The organism is Pelagimonas phthalicica (assembly GCF_004364805.1).
In the GTDB taxonomy this organism is placed as follows: Bacteria; Pseudomonadota; Alphaproteobacteria; order Rhodobacterales; family Rhodobacteraceae; genus Pelagimonas; species Pelagimonas phthalicica.
Map to the genome: position 1 here is coordinate 628,613 of NZ_SOAP01000002.1, position 22,287 is coordinate 650,899.

At 58.1% G+C, this 22,287-nt stretch carries 24 protein-coding genes; 13 read left to right on the plus strand and 11 right to left on the minus strand.

The features are described from left to right. Nucleotides 1-48: 48 nt before the first annotated feature. Nucleotides 49-714 carry an HAD hydrolase-like protein gene (locus tag CLV87_RS13165; RefSeq protein WP_099245998.1) on the minus strand — a complete coding sequence of 222 codons (666 nt, stop codon included), beginning with the start codon at nucleotides 712-714 and terminating at the stop codon, nucleotides 49-51. Between the two features lie 110 nt (nucleotides 715-824). Here CLV87_RS13165 and glmU point away from each other — a divergent pair, with 110 nt between their 5' ends. The 4 genes from glmU to CLV87_RS13185 are packed head-to-tail and all read left to right on the plus strand — an operon-like array spanning nucleotide 825 to nucleotide 5,298. Then, the gene (gene glmU / locus CLV87_RS13170) at nucleotides 825-2,171 is read left to right on the plus strand and encodes a bifunctional UDP-N-acetylglucosamine diphosphorylase/glucosamine-1-phosphate N-acetyltransferase GlmU (RefSeq protein WP_099246000.1); all 1,347 of its coding nucleotides are present in this window, start codon (nucleotides 825-827) and stop codon (nucleotides 2,169-2,171) included. Nucleotides 2,172-2,228: 57 nt separating this feature from the next. Next, complete coding sequence (gene glmS / locus CLV87_RS13175; RefSeq protein ID WP_099246002.1) at nucleotides 2,229-4,046, plus strand: glutamine--fructose-6-phosphate transaminase (isomerizing); 1,818 nt, start codon at nucleotides 2,229-2,231, stop codon at nucleotides 4,044-4,046. A gap of 33 nt (nucleotides 4,047-4,079) precedes the next feature. Next, complete coding sequence (locus CLV87_RS13180) at nucleotides 4,080-4,631, plus strand: pyridoxamine 5'-phosphate oxidase family protein (RefSeq protein ID WP_099246004.1); 552 nt, start codon at nucleotides 4,080-4,082, stop codon at nucleotides 4,629-4,631. Further along, nucleotides 4,621-5,298 (plus strand): DNA alkylation repair protein, encoded by a 678-nt coding sequence (locus CLV87_RS13185; RefSeq protein WP_099246006.1) that lies wholly within the window; start codon nucleotides 4,621-4,623, stop codon nucleotides 5,296-5,298. The genes CLV87_RS13180 and CLV87_RS13185 overlap by 11 nt, the downstream gene beginning before the upstream one ends. Before the next feature lies 1 nt (nucleotide 5,299). Here CLV87_RS13185 and CLV87_RS13190 read toward each other — a convergent pair whose 3' ends face one another. Next, a complete protein-coding gene (locus tag CLV87_RS13190; RefSeq protein ID WP_099246008.1) occupies nucleotides 5,300-6,022 on the minus strand; it encodes a DUF4344 domain-containing metallopeptidase in 723 nt (240 codons plus the stop codon). Continuing rightward, nucleotides 6,015-6,551: a hypothetical protein gene (locus CLV87_RS13195; protein WP_099246010.1), complete on the minus strand. Its 537-nt coding sequence runs from the start codon at nucleotides 6,549-6,551 to the stop codon at nucleotides 6,015-6,017. Before CLV87_RS13195 ends, CLV87_RS13190 begins: the two co-directional genes overlap by 8 nt. Nucleotides 6,552-6,635: 84 nt before the next feature. Here CLV87_RS13195 and moaA point away from each other — a divergent pair, with 84 nt between their 5' ends. Further along, entirely contained in the window at nucleotides 6,636-7,643 is a 1,008-nt protein-coding gene (gene moaA / locus CLV87_RS13200) for a GTP 3',8-cyclase MoaA (protein WP_099247751.1), read from the plus strand. Nucleotides 7,644-7,668: 25 nt separating this feature from the next. Here moaA and CLV87_RS13205 read toward each other — a convergent pair whose 3' ends face one another. Beyond that, the gene (locus CLV87_RS13205; RefSeq protein WP_218012919.1) at nucleotides 7,669-8,259 is read right to left on the minus strand and encodes an MAPEG family protein; all 591 of its coding nucleotides are present in this window, start codon (nucleotides 8,257-8,259) and stop codon (nucleotides 7,669-7,671) included. A 51-nt stretch (nucleotides 8,260-8,310) separates the two neighbouring features. Beyond that, nucleotides 8,311-9,417: an anhydro-N-acetylmuramic acid kinase gene (locus CLV87_RS13210; protein WP_099246012.1), complete on the minus strand. Its 1,107-nt coding sequence runs from the start codon at nucleotides 9,415-9,417 to the stop codon at nucleotides 8,311-8,313. Between the two features lie 61 nt (nucleotides 9,418-9,478). On the opposite strand from CLV87_RS13210, the gene tyrS reads away from it, so the two are divergent. Beyond that, nucleotides 9,479-10,765 (plus strand): tyrosine--tRNA ligase, encoded by a 1,287-nt coding sequence (gene tyrS / locus CLV87_RS13215; RefSeq protein WP_099246014.1) that lies wholly within the window; start codon nucleotides 9,479-9,481, stop codon nucleotides 10,763-10,765. On the opposite strand, the gene CLV87_RS23895 is transcribed toward tyrS, so the two are convergent. Next, a complete protein-coding gene (locus tag CLV87_RS23895; protein WP_166652751.1) occupies nucleotides 10,762-10,920 on the minus strand; it encodes a hypothetical protein in 159 nt (52 codons plus the stop codon). The two genes, tyrS and CLV87_RS23895, sit on opposite strands and share 4 nt — an antisense overlap. Before the next feature lie 209 nt (nucleotides 10,921-11,129). On the opposite strand from CLV87_RS23895, the gene CLV87_RS13220 reads away from it, so the two are divergent. Then, nucleotides 11,130-11,858, plus strand: a complete 729-nt coding sequence (locus CLV87_RS13220; RefSeq protein WP_235871925.1) for a GNAT family N-acetyltransferase — start codon at nucleotides 11,130-11,132, stop codon at nucleotides 11,856-11,858. Here CLV87_RS13220 and CLV87_RS13225 read toward each other — a convergent pair whose 3' ends face one another. The 3 genes from CLV87_RS13225 to CLV87_RS13235 all read right to left on the minus strand — a co-directional run bounded on the left by CLV87_RS13225 (nucleotide 11,859) and on the right by CLV87_RS13235 (nucleotide 14,080). Beyond that, entirely contained in the window at nucleotides 11,859-12,821 is a 963-nt protein-coding gene (locus tag CLV87_RS13225; RefSeq protein WP_099246017.1) for a DUF3179 domain-containing protein, read from the minus strand. Between the two features lie 202 nt (nucleotides 12,822-13,023). Next, on the minus strand, nucleotides 13,024-13,578 hold the full coding sequence (locus tag CLV87_RS13230) for a peptidylprolyl isomerase (protein ID WP_099246019.1): 555 nt from the start codon (nucleotides 13,576-13,578) through the stop codon (nucleotides 13,024-13,026). Continuing rightward, nucleotides 13,571-14,080, minus strand: a complete 510-nt coding sequence (locus CLV87_RS13235) for a peptidylprolyl isomerase (protein ID WP_099246021.1) — start codon at nucleotides 14,078-14,080, stop codon at nucleotides 13,571-13,573. The genes CLV87_RS13230 and CLV87_RS13235 overlap by 8 nt, the downstream gene beginning before the upstream one ends. 121 nt (nucleotides 14,081-14,201) lie before the next feature. On the opposite strand from CLV87_RS13235, the gene CLV87_RS13240 reads away from it, so the two are divergent. Beyond that, complete coding sequence (locus CLV87_RS13240) at nucleotides 14,202-15,389, plus strand: phosphoglycerate kinase (protein WP_099246023.1); 1,188 nt, start codon at nucleotides 14,202-14,204, stop codon at nucleotides 15,387-15,389. 51 nt (nucleotides 15,390-15,440) lie between these two features. Here CLV87_RS13240 and CLV87_RS13245 read toward each other — a convergent pair whose 3' ends face one another. Then, complete coding sequence (locus CLV87_RS13245; RefSeq protein ID WP_176556033.1) at nucleotides 15,441-16,436, minus strand: alpha/beta hydrolase; 996 nt, start codon at nucleotides 16,434-16,436, stop codon at nucleotides 15,441-15,443. A gap of 169 nt (nucleotides 16,437-16,605) precedes the next feature. On the opposite strand from CLV87_RS13245, the gene CLV87_RS13250 reads away from it, so the two are divergent. The 5 genes from CLV87_RS13250 (at nucleotide 16,606) to CLV87_RS13270 (ending at nucleotide 21,243) form a co-directional block, all read left to right on the plus strand. Beyond that, nucleotides 16,606-16,908 (plus strand): FtsB family cell division protein, encoded by a 303-nt coding sequence (locus CLV87_RS13250; protein WP_099246027.1) that lies wholly within the window; start codon nucleotides 16,606-16,608, stop codon nucleotides 16,906-16,908. A gap of 174 nt (nucleotides 16,909-17,082) precedes the next feature. Next, nucleotides 17,083-18,078 carry a pyruvate dehydrogenase (acetyl-transferring) E1 component subunit alpha gene (pdhA, locus tag CLV87_RS13255; RefSeq protein ID WP_099246029.1) on the plus strand — a complete coding sequence of 332 codons (996 nt, stop codon included), beginning with the start codon at nucleotides 17,083-17,085 and terminating at the stop codon, nucleotides 18,076-18,078. A gap of 1 nt (nucleotide 18,079) precedes the next feature. Then, on the plus strand, nucleotides 18,080-18,469 hold the full coding sequence (locus CLV87_RS13260; protein ID WP_099246031.1) for a VOC family protein: 390 nt from the start codon (nucleotides 18,080-18,082) through the stop codon (nucleotides 18,467-18,469). Then, a complete protein-coding gene (locus CLV87_RS13265; protein ID WP_099246033.1) occupies nucleotides 18,470-19,840 on the plus strand; it encodes a pyruvate dehydrogenase complex E1 component subunit beta in 1,371 nt (456 codons plus the stop codon). 92 nt (nucleotides 19,841-19,932) lie between these two features. Continuing rightward, entirely contained in the window at nucleotides 19,933-21,243 is a 1,311-nt protein-coding gene (locus CLV87_RS13270; RefSeq protein WP_099246035.1) for a pyruvate dehydrogenase complex dihydrolipoamide acetyltransferase, read from the plus strand. A gap of 154 nt (nucleotides 21,244-21,397) precedes the next feature. Here CLV87_RS13270 and cysE read toward each other — a convergent pair whose 3' ends face one another. Next, nucleotides 21,398-22,207, minus strand: coding sequence for a serine O-acetyltransferase (cysE, locus tag CLV87_RS13275; RefSeq protein WP_099246037.1), 810 nt, complete (start codon nucleotides 22,205-22,207; stop codon nucleotides 21,398-21,400). Nucleotides 22,208-22,287: the final 80 nt, after the last annotated feature.

Consider the following 22,287-nt stretch of genomic DNA (forward strand, 5'->3'; position numbering starts at 1 on the left):
GGTCTTTGCTGCACGATTACGGTCCTTTCAGGACGCAAACTGCGATTTCTACCCAATTAGCTGCACGATTTTGGGCTGCAGCTCATCAAAATGATCAATAACGGCTTCGGGTTGCAAGACATGTACATCCTCCCCCCCGACCGCAAAGGTCACAAGGATCGACGGAACGCCCGCCGCAGCCGAGGTTTTGCGATCCGTCACGGAATCGCCTACCAGCAAAGAGGCATCGCGCCGCCCGCCCGCCTGATCCACCGCCGTCCAATAGGGCAACACATCCGGCTTTCGTGCAGCGGTGGTGTCCGCACCAATCATCGAGCCAAACAAATCGCGCACCCCTAGGCTGCGCAGCAGTTTTTCGGCCAGGGCCTCGGGCTTGTTGGTGCAAATCCCCACCGCGTAATCGTCGCGCAACAGGGCCTCGACCGCCGAAACCGCACCGGGATACATGGTTGTATTCACATCAATTGCCGCGTCATAGGCGGAAAGCAGCTCGGGATACCACTTGGTCACGCGCTCTTCGGACATCAATCCGGCGCGGGTCAACCCCAGGGTCAACATCGCCCGACCACCGCGCACCGCAGTGCCTGCATCCGCAGCCGGATCAAGACGTTCGTCAATTCCCATTGCCTCAAAACAATGATTGGCCGCAGCGATCAAATCGCCACTGGTATCGGCCAAAGTGCCATCCAGATCAAAGATTACACAACGCTTCATGCCCCGCCCCTTTTGTCATAACCGGAAACCAAGCGTGACCAGTCTGCGCTTGCCCTATTTGGTCAAAGCGATAAAACGACCGCAAGAAAAAGACAAATGGGATTGAGTTCTTGAGCGTTGCTTTGATTGTTCTTGCCGCCGGCAAGGGAACCCGTATGCAGTCGGATTTGCCAAAGGTGCTGCACCCGATCGCCCATGCCCCGATGCTGTGGCACGCCCTGCGCGCCGGGCAGGTTCTGGAACCTGAAAAGACAGTCGTAGTGGCCGGGCATGGGGCGGATCTGGTCGAGGCGTCATGCAAAGACTACGATCCTGAGATCGAGATTGCCTTGCAGACCGAACAGCTGGGCACGGGTCATGCGGTGGCACAAGCCCGCGAAGCACTGGCCGGTTTTGAAGGTGACGCTCTGGTTTTGTATGGCGATACGCCGTTTATCGACGAAAACACCCTGCAACGCATGACCGAAGCACGTCAGACCCATGACGTGGTGGTTCTGGGCTTTGAGGCGGCAGATCCCGGGCGCTATGGGCGTTTGGTGACCGAAAACGAGACTTTGCTGCGCATTGTTGAGTTCAAAGACGCCAATGAGACCGAGCGCGCCATCACGCTGTGTAACTCTGGCGTTGTCGCGGCCAAGGCGGATGTGTTGTTTGATTTGATTGATGCGGTCGACAACAACAATGCCTCTGGTGAGTATTACCTGACCGACATCGTGGGCATTGCCCGTGAACGTGGGTTGTCCGCCACGGTTGTGCGCTGTGACGAAGCTGAAACACTGGGTGTGAACTCTCGTCCGGAATTGGCTGCTGCCGAGGCTCTGTTTCAAACCAAAGCCCGCGAGGCGCTGATCGAAAACGGTGTCACTCTGCTGGCACCTGACACGGTTTTCCTGTCCTGGGACACGGTGATTGGCCGCGATGCTGAGGTTGAGCAAAACGTCGTCTTTGCCCCCGGCGTGACCGTAGAGTCCGGCGCACGTATCCGGGCCTTTTCCCATCTTGAAGGCGCGCATGTCAGCCGTGGAGCCATCATTGGCCCCTATGCCCGCTTACGCCCAGGCGCGGAACTGGCGGAAAACACCCATGTGGGCAATTTTGTTGAGATCAAGAATGCCGTCCTGCATGAAGGGGCCAAGGCCAATCACCTGACCTATATCGGTGATGCAGAGGTGGGCGAAAAGACCAATATCGGCGCAGGAACAATCACTTGTAACTATGATGGGGTCTTTAAACACAAGACCACCATTGGCAAGCAGGCCTTTATTGGGTCAAACACAATGCTGGTGGCCCCTGTGACCATTGGTGACGAAGCCATGACCGCCAGCGGTTCGGTCGTGACCGAAGATGTGCCCGACGGGGCGCTGGCGCTGGGGCGTAGCAAACAAGTCAACAAACCGAATTTGGCGCAGAAACTATTTGCCAAACTTCGTGCACAAAAGGCCCGCAAGCAGGCCTGATTGGACAAAAGTGCCCCGCCCAAGGGCGGCGGATCGAGGATGTGAGAGGAAGAGCCCATGTGTGGAATTGTAGGCGTGTTGGGACAGCATGAAGTCGCACCAATCCTTGTGGATGCGCTGCGCCGGTTGGAGTATCGCGGCTATGACAGTGCCGGGATCGCGACAGTAAACAATGGCAAGCTGGCCCGCCGTCGTGCGGTAGGGAAGCTGGTCAATCTGTCGGACCTGCTGGTGCATGACCCGCTGCCGGGCAAGTCCGGCATTGGTCACACCCGTTGGGCCACCCATGGCGCGCCAACCACCGATAACGCCCATCCCCATCGTGCCGGAGACGTGGCGGTGGTCCATAACGGCATCATCGAAAACTACAAAGCGCTGCGCGCCGAACTGGCCGAGGCCGGGATTGAACCGCAAACCGAAACCGACACAGAAACCATTGCCCTGCTGACCCAGCATTTGCTGTCGCAGGGAAAAACCCCGGTCGAGGCGGCATATGCCACGCTTGAGCGCTTGGATGGGGCCTTTGCGCTGGCCTTTCTTTTTGATGGCGAAGAGGATCTGATGATCGCGGCGCGCAAGGGTTCGCCCTTGGCAATCGGTCATGGCGATGATGAGATGTATGTCGGCTCGGACGCCTTTGCGCTGGCTCCGATGACCGATCAGATCACCTATCTCGAAGAAGGCGACAGCGCTGTTTTGACCCGCACCAGCGTCGAAATTCGCGACGAGGCCGGGCGTCTGGTCAATCGTGAGAAAAAGACCATTCAGGTTGACGCGGCCCGCGTGGACAAGGGCGGTTACAAGCATTTCATGGCCAAGGAAATTGCCGAACAACCATCTGTTCTGTCCAATGCGCTGTCCGCCTATGTCACCGAACATGGCATCGCCCTGCCCGATCCCGGCATTGACTTTACCAAGATTGACCGGCTGGTCATGGTGGCCTGCGGCACCGCCTACTACGCCTGTTTCACCGCCAAATACTGGTTTGAGCGGCTGGCGAAATTGCCGGTAGAGGTCGATATCGCCTCGGAATTCCGCTATCGCGAACCGCCGATTTCCAAGGGAACCGCAGCTCTGTTTGTCAGCCAATCCGGCGAAACTGCCGATACTCTGGCTGCGCTGCGCTATTGCGAGGGCAAGGCGGACAAGATCTATTCCGTTGTGAACGTTCAGGAAAGCAGCATCGCACGTGAAAGCGATCTGGCCCTGCCCATTCATGCCGGGGCTGAGATTGGCGTTGCTTCGACCAAAGCTTTCACCTGTCAGCTTAACGTTTTGCTTTTGCTGGCCCTTAAGGCAGCCGTCGAACGTGGGACCCTGTCCCAAGAAGAGCTGGAACAGATCCTGTCCGACCTGCGTTCCCTGCCCGGAACATTGAACGCGGCCATGGATCGCGATGCGGATTTTGCCAATGTTTCCAAGAAGCTGTCCGAAGCTCGTGATGTTCTGTTCCTTGGGCGTGGGCTGATGTACCCGCTCGCCCACGAAGGCGCATTAAAACTAAAAGAAATCAGCTATATCCATGCCGAAGCTTATGCATCAGGTGAGCTAAAACATGGCCCCATTGCCTTGATCGATAAACACGTTCCTGTCGTGGTGTTCGCCCCCAAGGACAGCCTGTTTGAAAAAACCGTCTCCAATATGCAAGAGGTCATGGCGCGCGGCGGTCGGGTCTTGCTAGTGACGGACAGTGCCGGTGCCGAGGCTGCCGGGGCTGAGGCCTGGCGCACAATCACCATGCCACAAGTGCCTGAGATCCTGACGCCTCTGCTCTACGCTCTGCCCGCGCAATTGCTCGCCTATCACACCGCTGTCGCCAAGGGCACAGATGTGGACCAACCGCGCAACCTGGCGAAATCCGTGACTGTGGAATAACGACCCTCAAAGCCAAAGGAGGCCGCGGCCGATATGGGAAAGCAGTTTGACAGCCTAAGCGACGATCACCGCAATTTCATTGCCGAGCAGAAGATCTTTTTCGTGGGATCGGCGGCGGAAACCGGCAAGGTCAATATCTCACCCAAGGGTGGCGACAGTCTGCGAGTCCTGGGCGATAACCGGATCATCTGGCGCAATCTGACCGGCTCGGGCAATGAAACCGCCGGGCATCTAGCGCGGGTCAATCGTATGACCTTGATGTGGTGTGGCTTTGAAACTCGCCCGATGATCCTGCGCTGCTATGGCACGGCCAAGGTGTTTCACGCCCGCGACCCGGAGTTTGATGACTTGAACGGCGTCTTTGATGAACATGTCGGGGCACGCCAGATCTATGATATGACCGTGGACATGGTGCAAACCTCTTGCGGCTATGCTGTGCCCTTCTATGACTATCGTGAGGATCGCAAGGTTTTGGACAAATGGGCCGAGGGCAAGGGGCGCGACGGCGTTGGCGACTATTGGCGCGACCGCAATCAGGAAACCTTGGACGGCTTCCCGACACATGTGATTGCCGATGACGCTTGATGACGCCCTTGAAGCGCTGCGCGCGGCGACGGTTCCCGGTCGGGCTGAGGGCAGCGCCAAGTACCACAAGGTCGATCGTACCTATCTCGGCACGCCAAACCCGGCAATCAATGATCTGACGCGGGACTGGCGGCGCAGTCTGGATTTGGATGAACGCCTGGAACTGGCCAATTCCCTGTGGGCGAGCAACATTCATGAGGCGCGCGTTGCGGCGGCGAAATTGCTGGCCCAAGCGCGCATTCGCCCGGATGATCAGGTTTGGGCTTTGATCGCCTCTTGGGTTCCGGAGTTTGATGCCTGGGCGATTGCGGATCATGCCTGTTCCGCCGGCTCAAAGCGCCTGATTGCCGATCCGTCGCGCCTGGACGAGGTCGAGATCTGGACGCACAGCGAACATATGTGGACCCGCCGCGCCGCGCTGGTGATCACCCTGCCCTGGACCAAACAGAACTTTCCCCGCGACCAAGATCTGGAGATCCGCGACCGCGTTCTGGGCTGGGCTGCCAGCTATGTGCCCGACCGAGATTGGTTCATTCAGAAAGCTATTGCCTGGTGGGTGCGCGATCTGTCCAAACATGACCCAGACCGCAGCCGCGCCTTTCTAGAGGCGCATGGCGACGACCTGAAAGCCTTTGCACGCAAAGAGGCTGGTAAGTATCTACGCTGAGTTATTGTTCCAACAAGGCCCGCAAATCGCGCAAGTGATCCTCAAACTCGCGACACATCACAATTTCCGAGGCCTCGGGGTCGTAGAACGCATTCGCCTCGCCACAAGGTTCAACAATAATGCGCAGGGGTTGAGCAAACTGAAACTCACCATTCAGCGCCTCAACCTCTGACAGAATGAGCTGCGCGGTCAGACTGTCCTCATCCGCGACGAATTCCAGCGATACGCCATCATTGCGCGCGGCCATCTTGTCCAATACCGGGCCCCAGCTGCCATAGGCCTGATCAAACTCTTCCGGGCAGTAATCAGCGCGCTCTTGCGGCAATTCCATATCAGCGGCAAACCCGCCGCGTTGATCGGGATCGGCACCATAAAACAGGCAGACCGTGTTGTAAAATCTCTGTTCATCGGGCCCGTGCACATCCCACCAGGCGACATCAATATCATCCCGATCCCGCGCCAAAGCCTCGCCCCAGAACCCATCCGAAACATCATAAGCCAGGGCCAAAGCACTGTCTTCTTCGTAAAGCGCGTCAATCAGCAGGATCGAAAACACATCGGCAGCGTCTTCTTCCTGTCCCAAGACCTGCAACCCTTCGGTGTCGATCAGGGCATGGCCAAGCTCGTGGTAAAAGATGCCAAGCAGGTTGGATTCAACGAAAGGTTCTTCGGCCTGCGCGACCGTCCCCAAGGCGCATAAGGCAAAAACGCCCAGTTTAGTCATTGCTGTAGACTTCGATGGTTGGCAAATCGGTCAAAGGGGCCTCAATCAGGCGCATGGCGGCCAATGAGATGCGGCTGCCGGCCGTGTCCGGGCCTTCGATCGGGATCAGGTCCACCTGGGCGGATTTGCCCGAACCTGTATACATGACGCGCCCTTGTTTAGTCGCGGACACCAAGGGCGTTTCCAACCAAAACCCCGGTTTTGTCGGATCCCCCAGGCTCGCCACGGTCTCGCCCAGGAATTTCTCGCCCCCGGTCTCGACTGGGGCAACTGCTGCCGCTTCGCGTTCTTCGGGCGTGGTGGTGTCGAATTGCTCAACCGTGCGCGCGCCTGCGGGAGGTTTGCGTTCGGGTGCGACAGTGGCCGAGACATCCAGCTCACCAGGGCGGGCCTTGGGCCGTACCTGCTGAGTCAAATCGGCCCCCGCCGGGGCCTCGGGGCGCTTGGCCTCTACAGGCTTTTGGGCAAACGGCAAAGACGCACAGCCCGACAAGATCAAAGCAAAACAGAGAGGAACGGTGACTTTCATACAGATACCCTACGACTTTGGTCCGGTGCTGACAATTCGATGCGCAGACTTGCCCAAATCCCCGCCGAAGGCTATCTGTTTTTCATGAGCCAGCCGCTAATCGACCCGTTTCACCGCCCGATCTCTTATCTTCGCGTTTCGGTCACCGACCGATGTGACTTCAGATGTGTCTATTGCATGTCTGAAAACATGAATTTCCTGCCGAAAAAGGAGCTTTTGACGCTGGAAGAGCTGGATCGCATGTGTTCGACCTTTATTCGGCTGGGCGTGGAAAAGCTGCGGATCACAGGCGGAGAACCGCTGGTGCGCCGCGATATCATGACCTTCTTCCAAAGCATGACACGGCATTTGGACAGTGGCGCGCTGAAAGAACTGACGCTGACCACCAACGGATCACAACTGGCGCGCTTTGCCGATGGGCTTTATGCGGCGGGTGTGCGCCGGGTGAATGTCTCGCTTGATACGATGGATGATCAGAAATTCGCCGACATCACCCGGTGGGGTCGGTTGAAACAGGTCATGGAAGGGATCGATGCCGCGCAAAAGGCTGGGCTGCGGGTCAAGATCAATGCAGTTGCGCTCAAGGGCTTCAACGAAGACGAGCTTTTCGCGATGACCGAATGGTGCGCGGAACGCGATATGGATCTGACCTGGATCGAGGTCATGCCCATGGGCGATATCGGCAATGAGAACCGGCTGGATCAATATTGGAAGCTGAGCGACCTGCGTGACCGTCTGCGCGAGCAATATACCGTGACCGATCTGCCCGACAGCACCGGCGGCCCGGCGCGCTATGTGCGTCTTGAGGAAACCGGTCAGCGGATCGGCTTTATCACCCCTCTGACGCATAATTTCTGCGAAAGCTGCAACCGGGTGCGCCTGACCTGTACCGGTGAATTGTTCATGTGCCTGGGTCAGGAAGACAACGCAGACCTGCGTGCCGCCCTGCGCAATCATCCAGATAGCGAAGAACCGCTAGAGGAAGCGATCCGCGCTGCAATCCGGCTCAAGCCCAAAGGGCATGATTTTGACTATTCCCGCCAAAAGATCGACGGGCAAATGTCACGCCATATGAGCCATACAGGCGGGTGACCGTTTGTGGAGCGGCGCGGTCGGGTTAGAGGTTGGCGATCCCAATAGCCAATAGCGCGTAGCTCGCCATTCCATAGAGCGAGGTTAAGCTCAGGCTCATGAAAATGCCTCGCAATGAATCGCGCCCGGTCAGGTAAGAAAACGTGTGCCCCAAGCGCCCAATCGCAAATGCCAGCATCCAAAATGCAGCGGCCAGAGGTGCGGGTGAGATCAGGCTCAACAGCCCGGCAAATATCGCAAAATAAACCGTGTTTTCGGTCGCATTGCGATGGGCGTTGTGCCGTCTTTCCAACTCTTGCAGCCCAATCTGAGATGCCTTTTCTTTGTCCAACCCGGCCTCGTGCCATTCCTCAGGTGTGGCGTGCAGATCATGTTGCAAACGTGCCAGTTCAGTGCTGGTCATCAGCCAGGTGTGATTTCCAAGCAAAAGCACCGCGCTCATGGCCAATGCCGCAACACCGATCTGGTCGGGCAAGGCAATTTCAGCAGGTGCAATGCCAAAAGCCAGAAAGTTGATAAGAAGCCCAATCACGATCAATGCAAACGGGTAAACGATGATGATCCGCTGAAACTTTTTCTTTCGGTTCACATTGTCCGGCACAAGACCCTCCCTCACTCAACGCTCAACAGGTGGTGTGTGTTACGGCCCATTGCAAGCAGAACATGATCAGGCCCCGAGCTCTTCTGGACGGCTGATTTGCCCACCTCCAACCGGTGCGGCCACGCCTGTCGTCATCGGCGCAGAGGTTGGCAAGCCCCGCGCGACACGCACCGCGAGATAGGCAAAGGCCTGCGCCTCAAGCATATCGCCATCCAGGCCGACAGATTCGACAGGCTCGACCGGGCAATCGAGACTGGCGCGCAGCATCTTCATCATCACCGGGTTTTTGCGCCCGCCGCCAGTAACCAGAACCTTGGAAGGTGGTTTCGGGCAATGCTCCATCCCGAGCATCACGGCAGTCGCCGCCATGCCGGTCATGGTGGCTGCAGCATCGGCATCGCCTAATTCGCGCACCAGATCCAGCATCAGAGAAAAATCGTCTCGATCCAATGATTTTGGAGGTATACGCCGAAAAAACGCCTCTTCCAGGAACAGTTCCAACGCGCCATCTTCAACCTGTCCGCGTGCGGCCAGTTTGCCGTCACGGTCGCAATCCTGGCCAAGACGCTGGGCGACCAGATCATTGATCGGCGCATTGGCCGGGCCCGTGTCAAAAGCCAGCAAAGCGCCATCTTCCTCTGGTTTGGCTTTGCCAGGATCCACCCAAGTCAGATTACCGACGCCGCCGAGGTTGAGAAAGGCAATGGGTTCGGATGCACCGATCCATTTGGCGCAAGCAAAGTGAAAGAACGGTGCCAAAGGGGCCCCCTCGCCGCCCATGGCAACATCGGCTGAGCGGAAATCCCAAACCACCGGCAGGCCCAGAGCCTCGGCCAAGGCCGCCCCGTCACCCAGTTGATGTGTGCCGCGCCCCTTTGGATCATGGGCCAGGGTCTGACCATGAAAACCAACCAGTTCAATATCTTGGAACCCCGACAGGGCTTCGTGATGCGCCTTGATGACAACCTCATGCGCGGCGGAACAATCGTCTTCCTGCCATTTGCCCAAAGCGGCCCGCAGAACATCTCGTTCCGCATCGGAATAGGCACGATACCCTGTCGTACCAAATTCCAGAATCTGTTCGCCATCGGTCAGCAAAACCGCTGCATCCACCCCATCCAGGGATGTTCCCGACATTGCCCCCAGCGCTTTCACCGCTTTTGCCGCCAACATGCTCTTTCCCTCGGCTCAAACCTTACTTATAGCTTTGCGCGCAATATTAAGAGGCTGAGACATGACCTACCATCCCAAATCGGACTTCATGCGTGTGATGATCGAGCGCGGCTTTCTGGCCGACTGCACCGACTATCAATCGCTCGACGAAGCTTTGGTCGAAGGGGTTGTGCCGGCCTATATCGGCTTTGATGCCACGGCCAAGTCCCTGCATGTGGGCAGCCTGATCCAGATCATGATGCTGCGCTGGCTGCAAAAGACCGGTCACCAGCCGATCACCCTGATGGGCGGCGGAACCACCAAAGTGGGTGACCCGTCTTTCCGCGCCGATGAACGCCCGCTGCTGACACCCGAGGCGATTGACGCCAATATTGACGGCATCAAGCAGGTCTTTGCCAAATACCTCGATTACGGGGATGAGACCAACCGGTCCTCAAGTAGCGAAGCGGTAGGACAAAATAATAAAGCCCTGATGCTGAACAATGCCGAATGGCTGGACGGGTTGAATTACCTTGATTTCCTGCGCGACATTGGCCGCCATTTCAGCGTCAACCGGATGCTGAGCTTTGAATCGGTGAAATCGCGCCTGGATCGCGAGCAATCGCTGTCCTTCCTCGAATTCAACTACATGATACTGCAGGCCTATGACTTCCTTGAGCTGAACCGCCGCTATGGCTGTCTGCTGCAAATGGGCGGCTCTGATCAGTGGGGCAATATCGTCAACGGGATCGACCTGACCCGCCGTGTGCTGGATCACGAGATTTACGGTCTAACCTCGCCTTTGTTGACCACCTCGGATGGCAAGAAAATGGGCAAATCGCAGAATGGCGCGGTTTGGCTGAATGGCGATATGTGCGCGCCTTATGAGTTCTGGCAATTCTGGCGCAACACCACGGATGCCGATGTGGGCCGTTTCCTCAAGCTCTATACCGAGCTGCCGATTGAGGAATGCGAGCGTTTGGCCGCTTTGGAAGGCTCAGAAGTCAACGACGCCAAGATCGTCCTCGCCAATGAGGTGACAACCCTGTGCCACGGGGCCGAAGCAGCAGCAGCAGCCGAAGCCACCGCGCGCGAGGTGTTTGAAAAAGGGGGCGTTGGTGATGATCTGCCCACCCTGGAGTTAACGGCGGATGAGATTGGCGATGGCATTTCCATCGTTCAGTTGATCGTGCGCTCTGGCCTAGCGAAATCCGGTAAAGAGGCCAAACGCCTGATTGCCGAAAACGGGGCCAAGATGGATGACGCCCCGCTGAGCGAGGCAGGTCTGGTGCTCGACGCCGCAGCGCTCAGCACGCCGATCAAGCTAAGCGCGGGCAAAAAGCGCCATGCGCTGGTAAAGCTGGCCTAAAGGCTGAGCTGCACCACGGCCAAAACCATGAATGGAACCGAAAGCAGCGTTGCCAAAAGCAGCGCTGCTGCCGCCGTTGGTCTGGGTCGCGACAGGGCCGAGGCCTGAGATTTTCGCCCGGCACCCGGCGGAAATTGCGCAGAATCATGTTTCATGGCCGGTATTAACGTGTTCGAAACTTTCTATATCGTTAACTCAGCCCATGTCTGCGTTGCGATTGCCCCTGCCCCAATCTCCGGAATACGCCAAGACCTGCGCGGCCCTTGGCCGTCCAACGCGGCTGTGCACCCGCGAGACCAAGGGCGAGGTTCGGCTGTCATGGCAGATTCAATCTCGGAAATTTGGACCTTTTGGGCGGGTTGATATGGTGTCTCGCGGCCCGGTTGCCGCCAGTGATGCGGATCGCCAAACTTGGCTGGAGCGTTGGCAAAACTGGCATGATGGACGGCCATTGCTGTTGAATGCCGAGGGGATGGAGGCGTCTGATTTGCGCCGCGCCGGGTTTTGGCCGCTGATGACACCGGCCACTCTGGCGATGCTGCCCCTTGGGTCCGAACCGGAGATGCGCGCCGGGTTGAAACAGAAATGGCGTAACCGTCTGAACCGCGCCGAAAGCGAAAGGATCAAGGTGACCCGGCATGTGCTGTCGCGCGGTCACTGGCTGTTAAGGGCGGAACTGGAACAGGCACGCACCAAGGGCTATCGCGGTCTGCCCCCGGCCTTTTCAGCCGCTTTTTCCACTGCCAATCCCGGTCGGGCCGTGGTTTTCGAAGCCCGGCATCGCAACACCCCCATTGCGGCGGCCTTGATCCTGCGGCACGGGCTGATGGCAACATGGCAGATGGGGCATTCGAATGAGACCGGGCGCAAGTTGAACGCCATGAACCTGCTGCTCTGGCGCGCCATGGTTTACCTGTCGCAAAACGGGCATCAGGAGCTCGACCTGGGAATATTAAACCGCGATGACGCGCGCGGGCTCACACATTTCAAACTGGGCACCGGGGCCGAGGCGCGCGCGCAAAGCGGCACCTGGCTACATCAAGGGGCGCTTGCCCCCTTGGCCAAACGTCTGCCTTTGGGGCTGGCGGCGTAATCAGCCGCCGCGCATCCATTTGCCGTCGGGCCAAAAGGCGTGGAAGGCAAAGGCAAACATCACATCATGCACCAAATCGCGCCCCTGCTGATCCTTGACCCGAACCGATCCAACATCGCGCCCTTTCGATATCACACCATGATCCAGCGCTGATGCCTGACCTTCTTCCCAGGTCAGCGTCACGCCCGCCTCTGTGATCTTGCGCTCTTGGGCCAGCCGATCCATCGGCCAGGCCCTGTCCCCCACCCGCACCACGCGCATCAAGGGCGGAATACCATGGGGCGGCATTTCCCCGGAGTAAAGGAATGGCCGGTGCGAGCTGTCATAGCCGCGGTAAGGATTGCGGCCATATGAGCGATTCCAAGGCGGTTCCGCCATGACGATCCCGTCCGGGTTACGCGCCTTGAACTGGTCCCAGCTTTCCATCCAGCTGGCCACCTGTTTCAGCTCAACCCCATTCATTTCCCCGACAATCCCGGTGCCAATGGCCTGTTGCCACCAGCTTTGGGTTTCGCGGTCATACATGACCATATCGGAATTGCGCAGCTTGCCCGATACGCCAAAACTCAGCACCTTGCCCTTGACGCGACGATCAAAGGTCAGACCGGAATTGCAGAGCGGGCAAAAGGTGACGGCGACGGGCACATTGCCGATCTTGTCATTCACAATCTCATGCCAGGTCAGATAGCGGATCGGATAGGCCCGCGGCTTGGCTCCGGGCAATTCGACGGTGATCACCGGCTCAATCCCGTCGATCTTGCTTTCATCGGCAACGCGCAAAAATTGCGGATCACTCAGCGCCGGGATGCCATCTTTGGGCGGGCCGCCTGACATGATCTCGACCCAATTTGTGATACTGGTGTTCTTGAAATCCGTATCCGGCCATTCGTGGCGCCAGAAACTCGGGTCAGCCACAGCTGCTGTCGCCAGAAAACAGGCCGCCAAGACAGATAAGAAACGCATGAGCCATCCTCCTGCCTTTACCATGACGAAGAAACCCAGCCCTGCCCAGAGACCTTACGCAGATGTGATCCCCTGTCAGCAGGTCTTGCCGGGGTCTGGGGCCTGCCCCAGGGCCTACGTGGCCTGAACGTAAAACAAAGTGAGCGCGCCAATCGGCGCGCCCCTGTAGCGAGATCCCGCGTTTAAGATCCTATAGGCAGGATTAGTCGGTCACGGTGACCTTGACCATGCGATCAGGCTCACCCAGGACCGAGCCATTGCGACCTTCGCCACGTTTGATCATGTCCAACACGTCCAGCCCTTCGGTGACCTTGCCCACAACCGTGTATTGGCCATCCAGAAAAGTGCCGGGCGCAAACATGATAAAGAATTGCGAATTGGCCGAGTTCGGGTTTTGCGACCGGGCCATGCCAACGATGCCGCGTTCAAAGCTGACATCGGAGAATTCCGCGTCCAGATCCGACAGATCCGAGCCGCCCATGCCAGCCATGCGCATATCGAACTTATCGGCGGTGGAATTGCCGAACTGTACGTCACCGGTCTGCGCCATGAAGCCTTCGATCACGCGGTGGAACACCACCCCGTCATATTTGCCCTCAGAAGCGAGCGCGGTGATTTGGGCCACGTGATTGGGGGCGATGTCTTCCAACAGGTCGATCTTGATCACCCCTTTGGCTTCACCTGCAACCTCAATCTCGATACCCGACGCCAAGGCCGGGCTGCCCAGCAGGGTCAGGGCCAAAACAAGCTTACGCATCTGCGGCCACCTTGACGCTGATCATTTTGTCAGGGTTCGCGGGCGGTTCACCTTTGACGATCGCATCCACATGCTCCATGCCCGACGTGACCTGGCCGTAAACGGTGTATTGACCGTTGAGGAAGTCGTTGTCTTTGAAATTGATGAAGAATTGCGAGTTGGCCGAGTTCGGGTTGGCTGAGCGAGCCGCGCCCAAAGAGCCGCGCGCATGCGGGATCTTGGAGAATTCGGCAGGCAGATCGGGCAGGTCAGAGCCACCGGTGCCACAACGGCGCGGTTCGTAATTCTCACCGTCCATATTGCCATGCGCAACGTCACCGGTCTGGGCCATGAACCCGTCGATCACACGGTGAAAGGCCACGCCATTATAAGCACCGGAGCGCGCCAGTTCCTTCATGCGCTCCACATGTTTCGGGGCCACATCGGGCAGCAATTCGATGGTGACGGTGCCACCTTTAAGCTCCATCAGGATGGTGTTTTCCGGGTCCTTGATATCGGCCATGTTTCTCACTCCGTGAAATTTCCTGACATTGACCTAGCCCGGTTGCGCGCCAATGCCAAGCAGGCGTTGACCTTATGGGCAGAAAGGGGCAGACCAAGGCCAATTGGTTTGGGAGCAAAACATGGCCTGGAAAACCCTTGATGACATGGACCTGGCGGGCAAACGCGTTTTGACGCGCGTTGATATCAACGTCCCCGTCGAGAATGGCAAAGTCACAGACACAACCCGTATCGAGCGCATCGCAGCCACCGTTCAGGACATCCTGGATCGCGGCGGCAAGCCGGTTCTGCTGGCACATTTTGGCCGCCCCAAGGGCGAGCGCAACCCGGATATGAGCCTGCAACCGCTGATCCCGGCGCTTGAGGCCGTATTTGGCGCATCCGTTGTTTTCGCAGCCGATTGCGTCGGCCCGGCGGCGGCGGCGGTTGTCGATGCGCTGCAAGAGGGTCAGGTCGCCCTACTGGAAAACACCCGTTTTCATGCAGGAGAGACCAAGAATGATGCTGATTTGGCCGCTGAGATGGCCAAGCTGGGTGACATTTATTGCAACGACGCTTTCTCGGCGGCGCACCGCGCCCATGCCTCGACCGAAGGGCTTGCGCGTTTGCTGCCCGCCTGTGCCGGTCGTTTGATGCAGGCCGAACTCTCCGCTTTGGAAAGCGCGCTAGGCACACCGGAACGCCCGGTTCTGGCGGTTGTTGGTGGGGCCAAAGTCTCGACCAAGCTGGAGCTGCTCGGCAATCTGGTCAGCAAGGTAGACATGCTGGTGATCGGCGGCGGCATGGCCAACACCTTCTTGGCCGCGCAGGGTATCGATGTGGGTAAATCCTTGTGCGAACATGACATGACCGACACCGCAAGCGAGATCCTCGGCAAGGCCAAAGAGGCAGGTTGCGAGATTATCCTGCCCAGCGACGTTGTTGTGGCGCGGGAGTTTAAAGAAGGGGCCGACAACGAAACAGTCGCCGCCAATGCCTGCCCGGCAGATGCGATGATCCTCGATGCTGGGCCCGAGGCGGTCAAAGCAGTGCAAGCGGCCATTGAATCGGCCAAGACCTTGATCTGGAACGGCCCGCTGGGGGCGTTTGAAATCGCACCCTTTGACACGGCCACAAATGCCGCCGCGAAATACGCTGCTGAGCGTAGCGAGGGTGGCCAGTTGGTTTCGGTTGCCGGTGGTGGTGACACGGTCGCCGCTCTGAACAAAGCCGAAGCCGCCGCTGATTTCACTTATATCTCAACTGCTGGCGGTGCCTTCCTGGAATGGATGGAAGGCAAAGAACTGCCTGGTGTCGCCGCGCTGGGGTAACTTTGCCAGAATTTTTAGAGACAGGGGCTGCCGGACTGGGCGGCCTCTTTTTTATTGCAGGCGCCGCAGCAGGCGAATGGCGGCGGGCGCGGTAAAGGCCGTGGCATGCCCTGCCCGATCCCCGCCTTCCACGTCGCTGAGATCAATCACCTCAACAGGTAGGTTTTCGCTGACCCGCGCCGGATCACTGATCGAACCAAGCCGCGCTTGCTTACCGGTCAAAAACGCCGAGAGGCCCAAAGCCCGGTCACGGGTGTTGACCATCAGGGTAAAGGGTTGCGGGAACGGTTTGATCCGCTGCGCCTGTTGCAGGAACACATCCTCGTCGATATCCGGGCTGATCAAAGCCACGCCAGCCAGTTGGTTCAGTGATTTTTGCTTGCCCGAAATCGACATTTGGCGCAGCGTTTCCATCACAAGTTGACTGCCCATGGAATGGGCGACGATGAAGACTTTGCGGTTGTCCTGGATCAGCACGCTCAGCAGTTTTTCCAACCCGTCGCGTGAAAAAATCACGCTGTCACGGTCATAGACATAGCCGCGCGGATTGCCCGCAGAGGGCCATGAAAAGGCGATAACCGGCAGGCGCGCTTCGTAATCATGCGCAATCTGGGCCAGGCGGTAGACGGCTTCGGCATTATTGACGTTGAACCCATGCACAAAGACAAACACATCGCGGCTCGGGCTGCTGTCATTGAGATTATCCAAGAATGAGGATGGCCCGGAAAACAGCACCTCATCCTTGACGACAAAATGCTCAGAGGGTTTCACCACCCCCTGCCCCGGCCATTCGATTTCACCCAATTCATGGCTGGGCGGGATCGAGACGTCCATGCGCGCGAATTGCAGCTTGGGATGGCGAACCTCACCAAATTCCTGTGAAAACAAGCTGCGGTTTTCAGCCTCGGCGCGCACCCGGTTGGTGGCAATAAAGACCGGCTGAACCGCGCTTTCAATGCCAGCCAGATCGCTGGCAAACTGGATCACCCCGCGCGGCGTGCAGGCCGTCAGAAACACTGTGATCGTTAAACAAAGTATCAATCGCATCCAAACGCGCCCGCCGTGAAAGCCCAGTCCAAGCCCAAAGTTTGGCAGGAATGCAACGGTTTTCAAACCGATTCGCAGCGATCCTTTGCACGCTCTTTTCCCCTTGCGCGCCATATGTCACAACCAACACACGCATCCATTCAAGAGATGCGATTTAGGGCAGTTCTGTATGACTCTTCGCGCATCGCGCCCCTCTTTGGGCGTTTTGATCTTTTTCGCTGTGACGCTGAGCCTGTCGGCTTATTTCACCTTTGCCGCTGTGCAGGGGGATTTTGGCCTGTTTCGTCGCGCCGAGATTATCGTCGAAGGTGAAAAGCTGGAACAAGAGGTTGAAGAGTTGCGCGCCGAGGTTGCGCGGATGGAGAATTTGACCCTGCGCCTGTCTGACGAATTCCTCGATCTTGACCTGCTTGATCAACAGGCACGTGATGTTCTGGGCCTGCTGCGCGCCGACGAAATCGTCGTGAACTAGGGCCTCTGGACAGTCAGACCATCCCAAGCGCTCCAGAAAACATAAGCTTTAAACTGTGCCTATTCCGCGCGCATTATTATTGCGCGCGCACTTTACGAACCTCAATCTGCGCGCTACGCTGACGCAAACCACAAGATGGTTTAGCGTTAAACAATTGTTGGGGAGGAGACGGCCATGGCCGCGCGCAAAACGACTGCCAAGCCCAATGTGTCCGCTGATGAGCTGAAAAGCTATTACAAGGACATGCTGCTGATCCGCCGTTTCGAGGAAAAAGCCGGTCAGCTTTACGGTATGGGGCTGATTGGCGGCTTCTGTCACCTCTATATTGGTCAAGAGGCCGTTGTTGTCGGGCTTGAGGCCGCCTCAGAAGAGGGCGACAAACGCATCACCTCTTACCGCGATCACGGGCATATGCTGACTTGCGGCATGGATCCCGGCGGTGTCATGGCCGAATTGACCGGGCGCATTGGTGGCCTGTCCAAGGGCAAAGGTGGCTCCATGCATATGTTCTCGAAAGAGAAGCATTTTTATGGCGGTCACGGCATTGTCGGCGCTCAGGTGCCATTGGGCGCAGGCCTCGCCTTTTCCGACAAATACAAGGGCAATGGCCGCGTGACCTTTACCTATTTTGGCGATGGAGCTGCCAATCAGGGCCAGGTTTACGAGACCTTTAACATGGCCGCCCTCTGGGACCTGCCAGTGGTCTTTGTCATTGAAAACAACCAATACGCCATGGGCACGGCGCAAAAACGCTCCACCTCAACGCCCGAGCTGTACACACGCGGCGAAGCCTTTGGCATCAAAGGTGAAGTCGTCGATGGAATGGATGTGCTGGCGGTCAAGGCGGCGGGTGAAAAGGCGGTGAAACACTGCCGCGCGGGCAAAGGCCCCTATATCCTTGAGATCAAGACCTATCGTTACCGCGGCCATTCCATGTCGGACCCGGCCAAATATCGCACCCGCGAAGAGGTGCAGAAAATGCGCGAAGAACGCGACCCGATCGATCACGTGCGCGACCTTTTGCTGACTGGAAAACACGCCACCGAAGATGACCTGAAGGCCATCGACAAAGAGATCAAAGCCGTGGTCTCAGCGGCCGCCGATTTCAGCCGCGAAAGCCCGGAACCGCCGCTCGAAGAGCTGTGGACCGACATCTACGCAGAGGCCTGACATGCCGCATTTTGAAATACATGCCGCCGATGTCGAAGCTGCCAAAGGCTTCTATGCTGGTTTGTTCGGCTGGCAATTCAGCGCGATGCCGGGCGGCGAAGAAGTCAATTATCACCTGGTCGAAGGCCGCGATATCGGCATGTCCAAAGGCGTGACCGGCGGCCTGATGACACGCATGGGCCCGGTACCGGCACCCGGCAGCCCGGTCCGCGGCGGCACGATGACATTCAACGTGGCCGATTGCGATGCCAGCTATGCCTGGGCGCTGGCAAATGGCGGAGCAGAAGCCCTTCCTCCGACAGATTACCCTGGCATCGGTCGCTGCGCTTATGTCGAAGACGGCCAGGGCAATATTGTCGGCATGATTACCCCCCTTTCGGAGGACAAATAAATGGCAACTGAAATCCTGATGCCCGCCCTTTCTCCGACAATGGAAGAAGGCACTTTGGCCAAATGGCTGGTCAAAGAGGGCGATAGCGTGCAATCCGGCGACATCCTCGCCGAAATCGAAACCGACAAGGCGACGATGGAATTTGAGGCGGTGGATGAGGGCGTGATCGGCAAGATCCTGATCGCCGAGGGCACTGCCGACGTCAAAGTCAACACTGCCATCGCCATTCTGGTCGAAGAGGGCGAGGATGTCCCGGCGGCCGCAGCCCCGGCATCGCCTGTGACGCAACCGGTCGCCGCGGTTGCGGATGCGGCCCCTTCCGGGGGCTCCGACAAAACCGCCCCCCTTCCTCCGGTCAAAGCCGAAGCGCCCTGGCCCGAGGGCACCAAGACCAAAAAGCAAACCGTGCGAGAAGCCCTGCGCGACGCCATGGCCGAAGAAATGCGCAGTTCCGAAGAGGTCTTCCTAATGGGGGAAGAGGTCGCCGAATACCAAGGGGCCTACAAAATTTCCCAAGGCTTGCTTGATGAATTCGGCAGCAAACGTGTGATCGACACCCCAATCACCGAACATGGCTTCGCCGGGATTGGTGTTGGCGCAGCATTTGGCGGGTTGAAACCCATCGTGGAATTCATGACGTTTAACTTCGCCATGCAAGCCATTGACCAAATTATCAATTCCGCCGCCAAAACGCTCTATATGTCCGGCGGACAAATGGGCTGCCCCATCGTCTTTCGCGGCCCCAATGGCGCGGCGGCACGGGTCGGTGCGCAACACTCTCAGGACTATGCTGCGTGGTATACGCATATTCCCGGTCTCAAGGTCGTCATGCCCTACAGCGCCTCAGACGCCAAAGGCCTGCTCAAAACCGCGATCCGCGATCCCAACCCGGTGATCTTCCTGGAAAACGAGATCCTCTATGGCCGCAGTTTCGACGTGCCTGATCTCGACGATTACAACATCCCTTTCGGCAAGGCTCGGATCTGGCGCGAAGGCTCGGATGTCACGCTCGTATCCTTTGGCATCGGCATGGCCCACACGCTCGAGGCCGCCGATAAACTCGCCGAAGAGGGCATCAGCGCCGAAGTCATCGACCTGCGCACCCTGCGCCCCATGGACACCGACGCAATCATCGCCTCGGTGCAAAAGACCAATCGCTGCGTCACCGTCGAAGAGGGCTTCCCAACCGCCTCTATCGGCAACCATATCAGCGCGGTTCTGATGGAACAGGCCTTTGACTACCTTGATGCGCCCGTAATCAATTGCACCGGCAAGGATGTCCCGATGCCCTATGCCGCCAATCTGGAAAAACACGCGCTGATCACCGCTGATGAGGTCGTCGCCGCGGTCAAACAGGTGACCTACCGCTAATTTCTCTGGGCTAGAAATATCCTGGAGAGCGCGAGGGGCCAGCCCCTCGCACCACACCATTTCCAAACGTGCTTCGCCCAAAGGAGCTCACCATGCCGATTGAAATCCTGATGCCCGCCCTCTCCCCGACAATGGAGGAAGGCACGCTCGCCAAATGGTTGGTCAAAGAGGGTGACACCGTGCAATCGGGCGATGTCATCGCCGAGATCGAAACCGACAAGGCGACGATGGAATTCGAGGCGGTCGATGAAGGGGTGATCGGCAAGATCCTGATCGAAGAAGCCAGCGCCGATGTCAAAGTCAACACCCCCATCGCGGTTCTGCTCGAAGACGGCGAAAGCGCGGATGATATCACCGCCAGCGCGCCCCAGGCTCCGGCAGTGGCCCCGCCATCTGCCGCGGGTGCAGAGGCGGCCCCCTCAGGGGGCTCCGATAAACCCGCCCCTGCCCCGGTCGCACAGGACGGAACGCGTGTCTTCGCCTCACCACTGGCCCGCCGCATTGCCGCGCAAAAAGGGCTCGATCTCAACCAGATCACCGGCTCTGGCCCACGTGGGCGCATCGTAAAGTCCGATGTTGAATCTGCCACGGCCGCTTCGACAGCCACCCCTCGGGCACCAGCCCCTACGCCAGCAGCAGCACCTTCGGCCCCTGCCCCAGCAACGGCACCCGCGCCATCGGCAGACGCCATTGCGCGCATGTATGAAGGGCGCGAACATGTCGAGGTGCCGCTTGATGGCATGCGCAAGACCATCGCCGCGCGCCTGACCGAAGCCAAACAAAGCATCCCGCATTTCTACCTGCGCCGCGACATCAAACTCGACGCGCTTCTGGCTTTCCGCAGCCAGTTGAACAAGCAATTGGCGGCCCGTGAGATCAAGCTCAGCGTCAATGATTTCATCATCAAAGCCTGCGCCAACGCCCTCCAATCAGTCCCAGCAGCCAATGCCGTCTGGGCGGGCGATCGTGTTTTGCAACTGACCCCGTCTGATGTCGCCGTTGCTGTGGCCATCGAGGGCGGGCTGTTCACCCCGGTTTTGCAAGACGCCCATAATAAAACCTTGTCAGCCCTGTCTGCTGAGATGAAAGATCTGGCCAGCCGCGCACGAGATCGCAAACTTGCGCCGCATGAATATCAGGGCGGCAGTTTCGCCATATCCAACCTTGGCATGTTCGGGATCGACAATTTCGACGCGGTCATCAATCCGCCCCATGGCGCGATCCTTGCGGTCGGCGCGGGTGTGAAAAAACCGGTGGTTGACGAAAAAGGCGAGCTCTCCGTGGCCACAGTCATGTCTGTGACCCTCAGTGTGGATCACCGGGTGATCGACGGGGCTTTGGGGGCCGAGTTGTTACAAGCTATTGTCGATAATCTGGAAAACCCGATGGTGATGTTGGCCTAAAACCGTTGGCCATTCACTAGGGATAAATAGCCCTTGGTCGGCTCTCTCAGGACATGCCTGCCTCAGAGAGCTTCAAGTCAAAGATTGACCACGGCAAAGAATAACCCCCGGCCAAATCTGGCGCGGGGGTTTCTTTTTTGCAATGTTCGAACAATCAGGCCTTGCCATGCAGCAACTGATCCATCTCGATTGAGGGTTGGTCGCAGCCGGCCTTCCCGACGATCCGTGCCGGAACGCCCGCGACTGTTGTGCAGGGCGGGACTTCTTCCAAAACAACAGAGCCTGCGGCCACGCGAGAACAATGGCCCACGCTGATATTGCCAAGCACCTTGGCCCCGGCCCCAATCAGCACACCATTGCCGATTTTCGGATGGCGATCCTCTTCCTCTTTGCCGGTGCCGCCCAAGGTTACGGAATGCAGCATCGACACGTTGTCACCAACAACCGCCGTTTCACCAATCACGATGGAATGGGCGTGGTCGATCATGATGCCACGGCCGATCCGCGCGGCCGGATGAATGTCGATGCCAAAGACTTCAGAGCTGCGCATCTGAAAGAAATAGGCCAGATCCTTGCGGTCCTGGTTCCACAGCCAATGCGCCACGCGGTGCGCCTGAATGGCTTGGAACCCTTTGAAAAACAGCAAAGGTTGCAGGAAACGGTGGCAGGCCGGATCGCGTTCATACGTCGCCGTGATATCCGCGCGCGCCGCCATGGCCAAATCCGGGTCAGCCCCATGTGCCTCGTCACAGATTTCACGCAGGATCTGCTCGGACATCTCGCCATTGGCAAGCTTGAGCGACACGCGATAGCTTAGCGCGCGTTCCAGGTTGGGGTGGTGCAGGATCGAATAATGAACCAACCCGCCCAGCAGGGGTTCCTCGCGCACGGCATCCTCAGCTTCGGTCAGAATGCGCGCCCAGACCGGGTCGATCTCTCTCAGTTTTGCACGTGTCTCTGCCATCACAGATCTCCTTTGATCTTGGTAAGATAGCAGATAGTGTTTCTGATGCGAAACGCAAATCCGTGATTAAACCGTTCAAG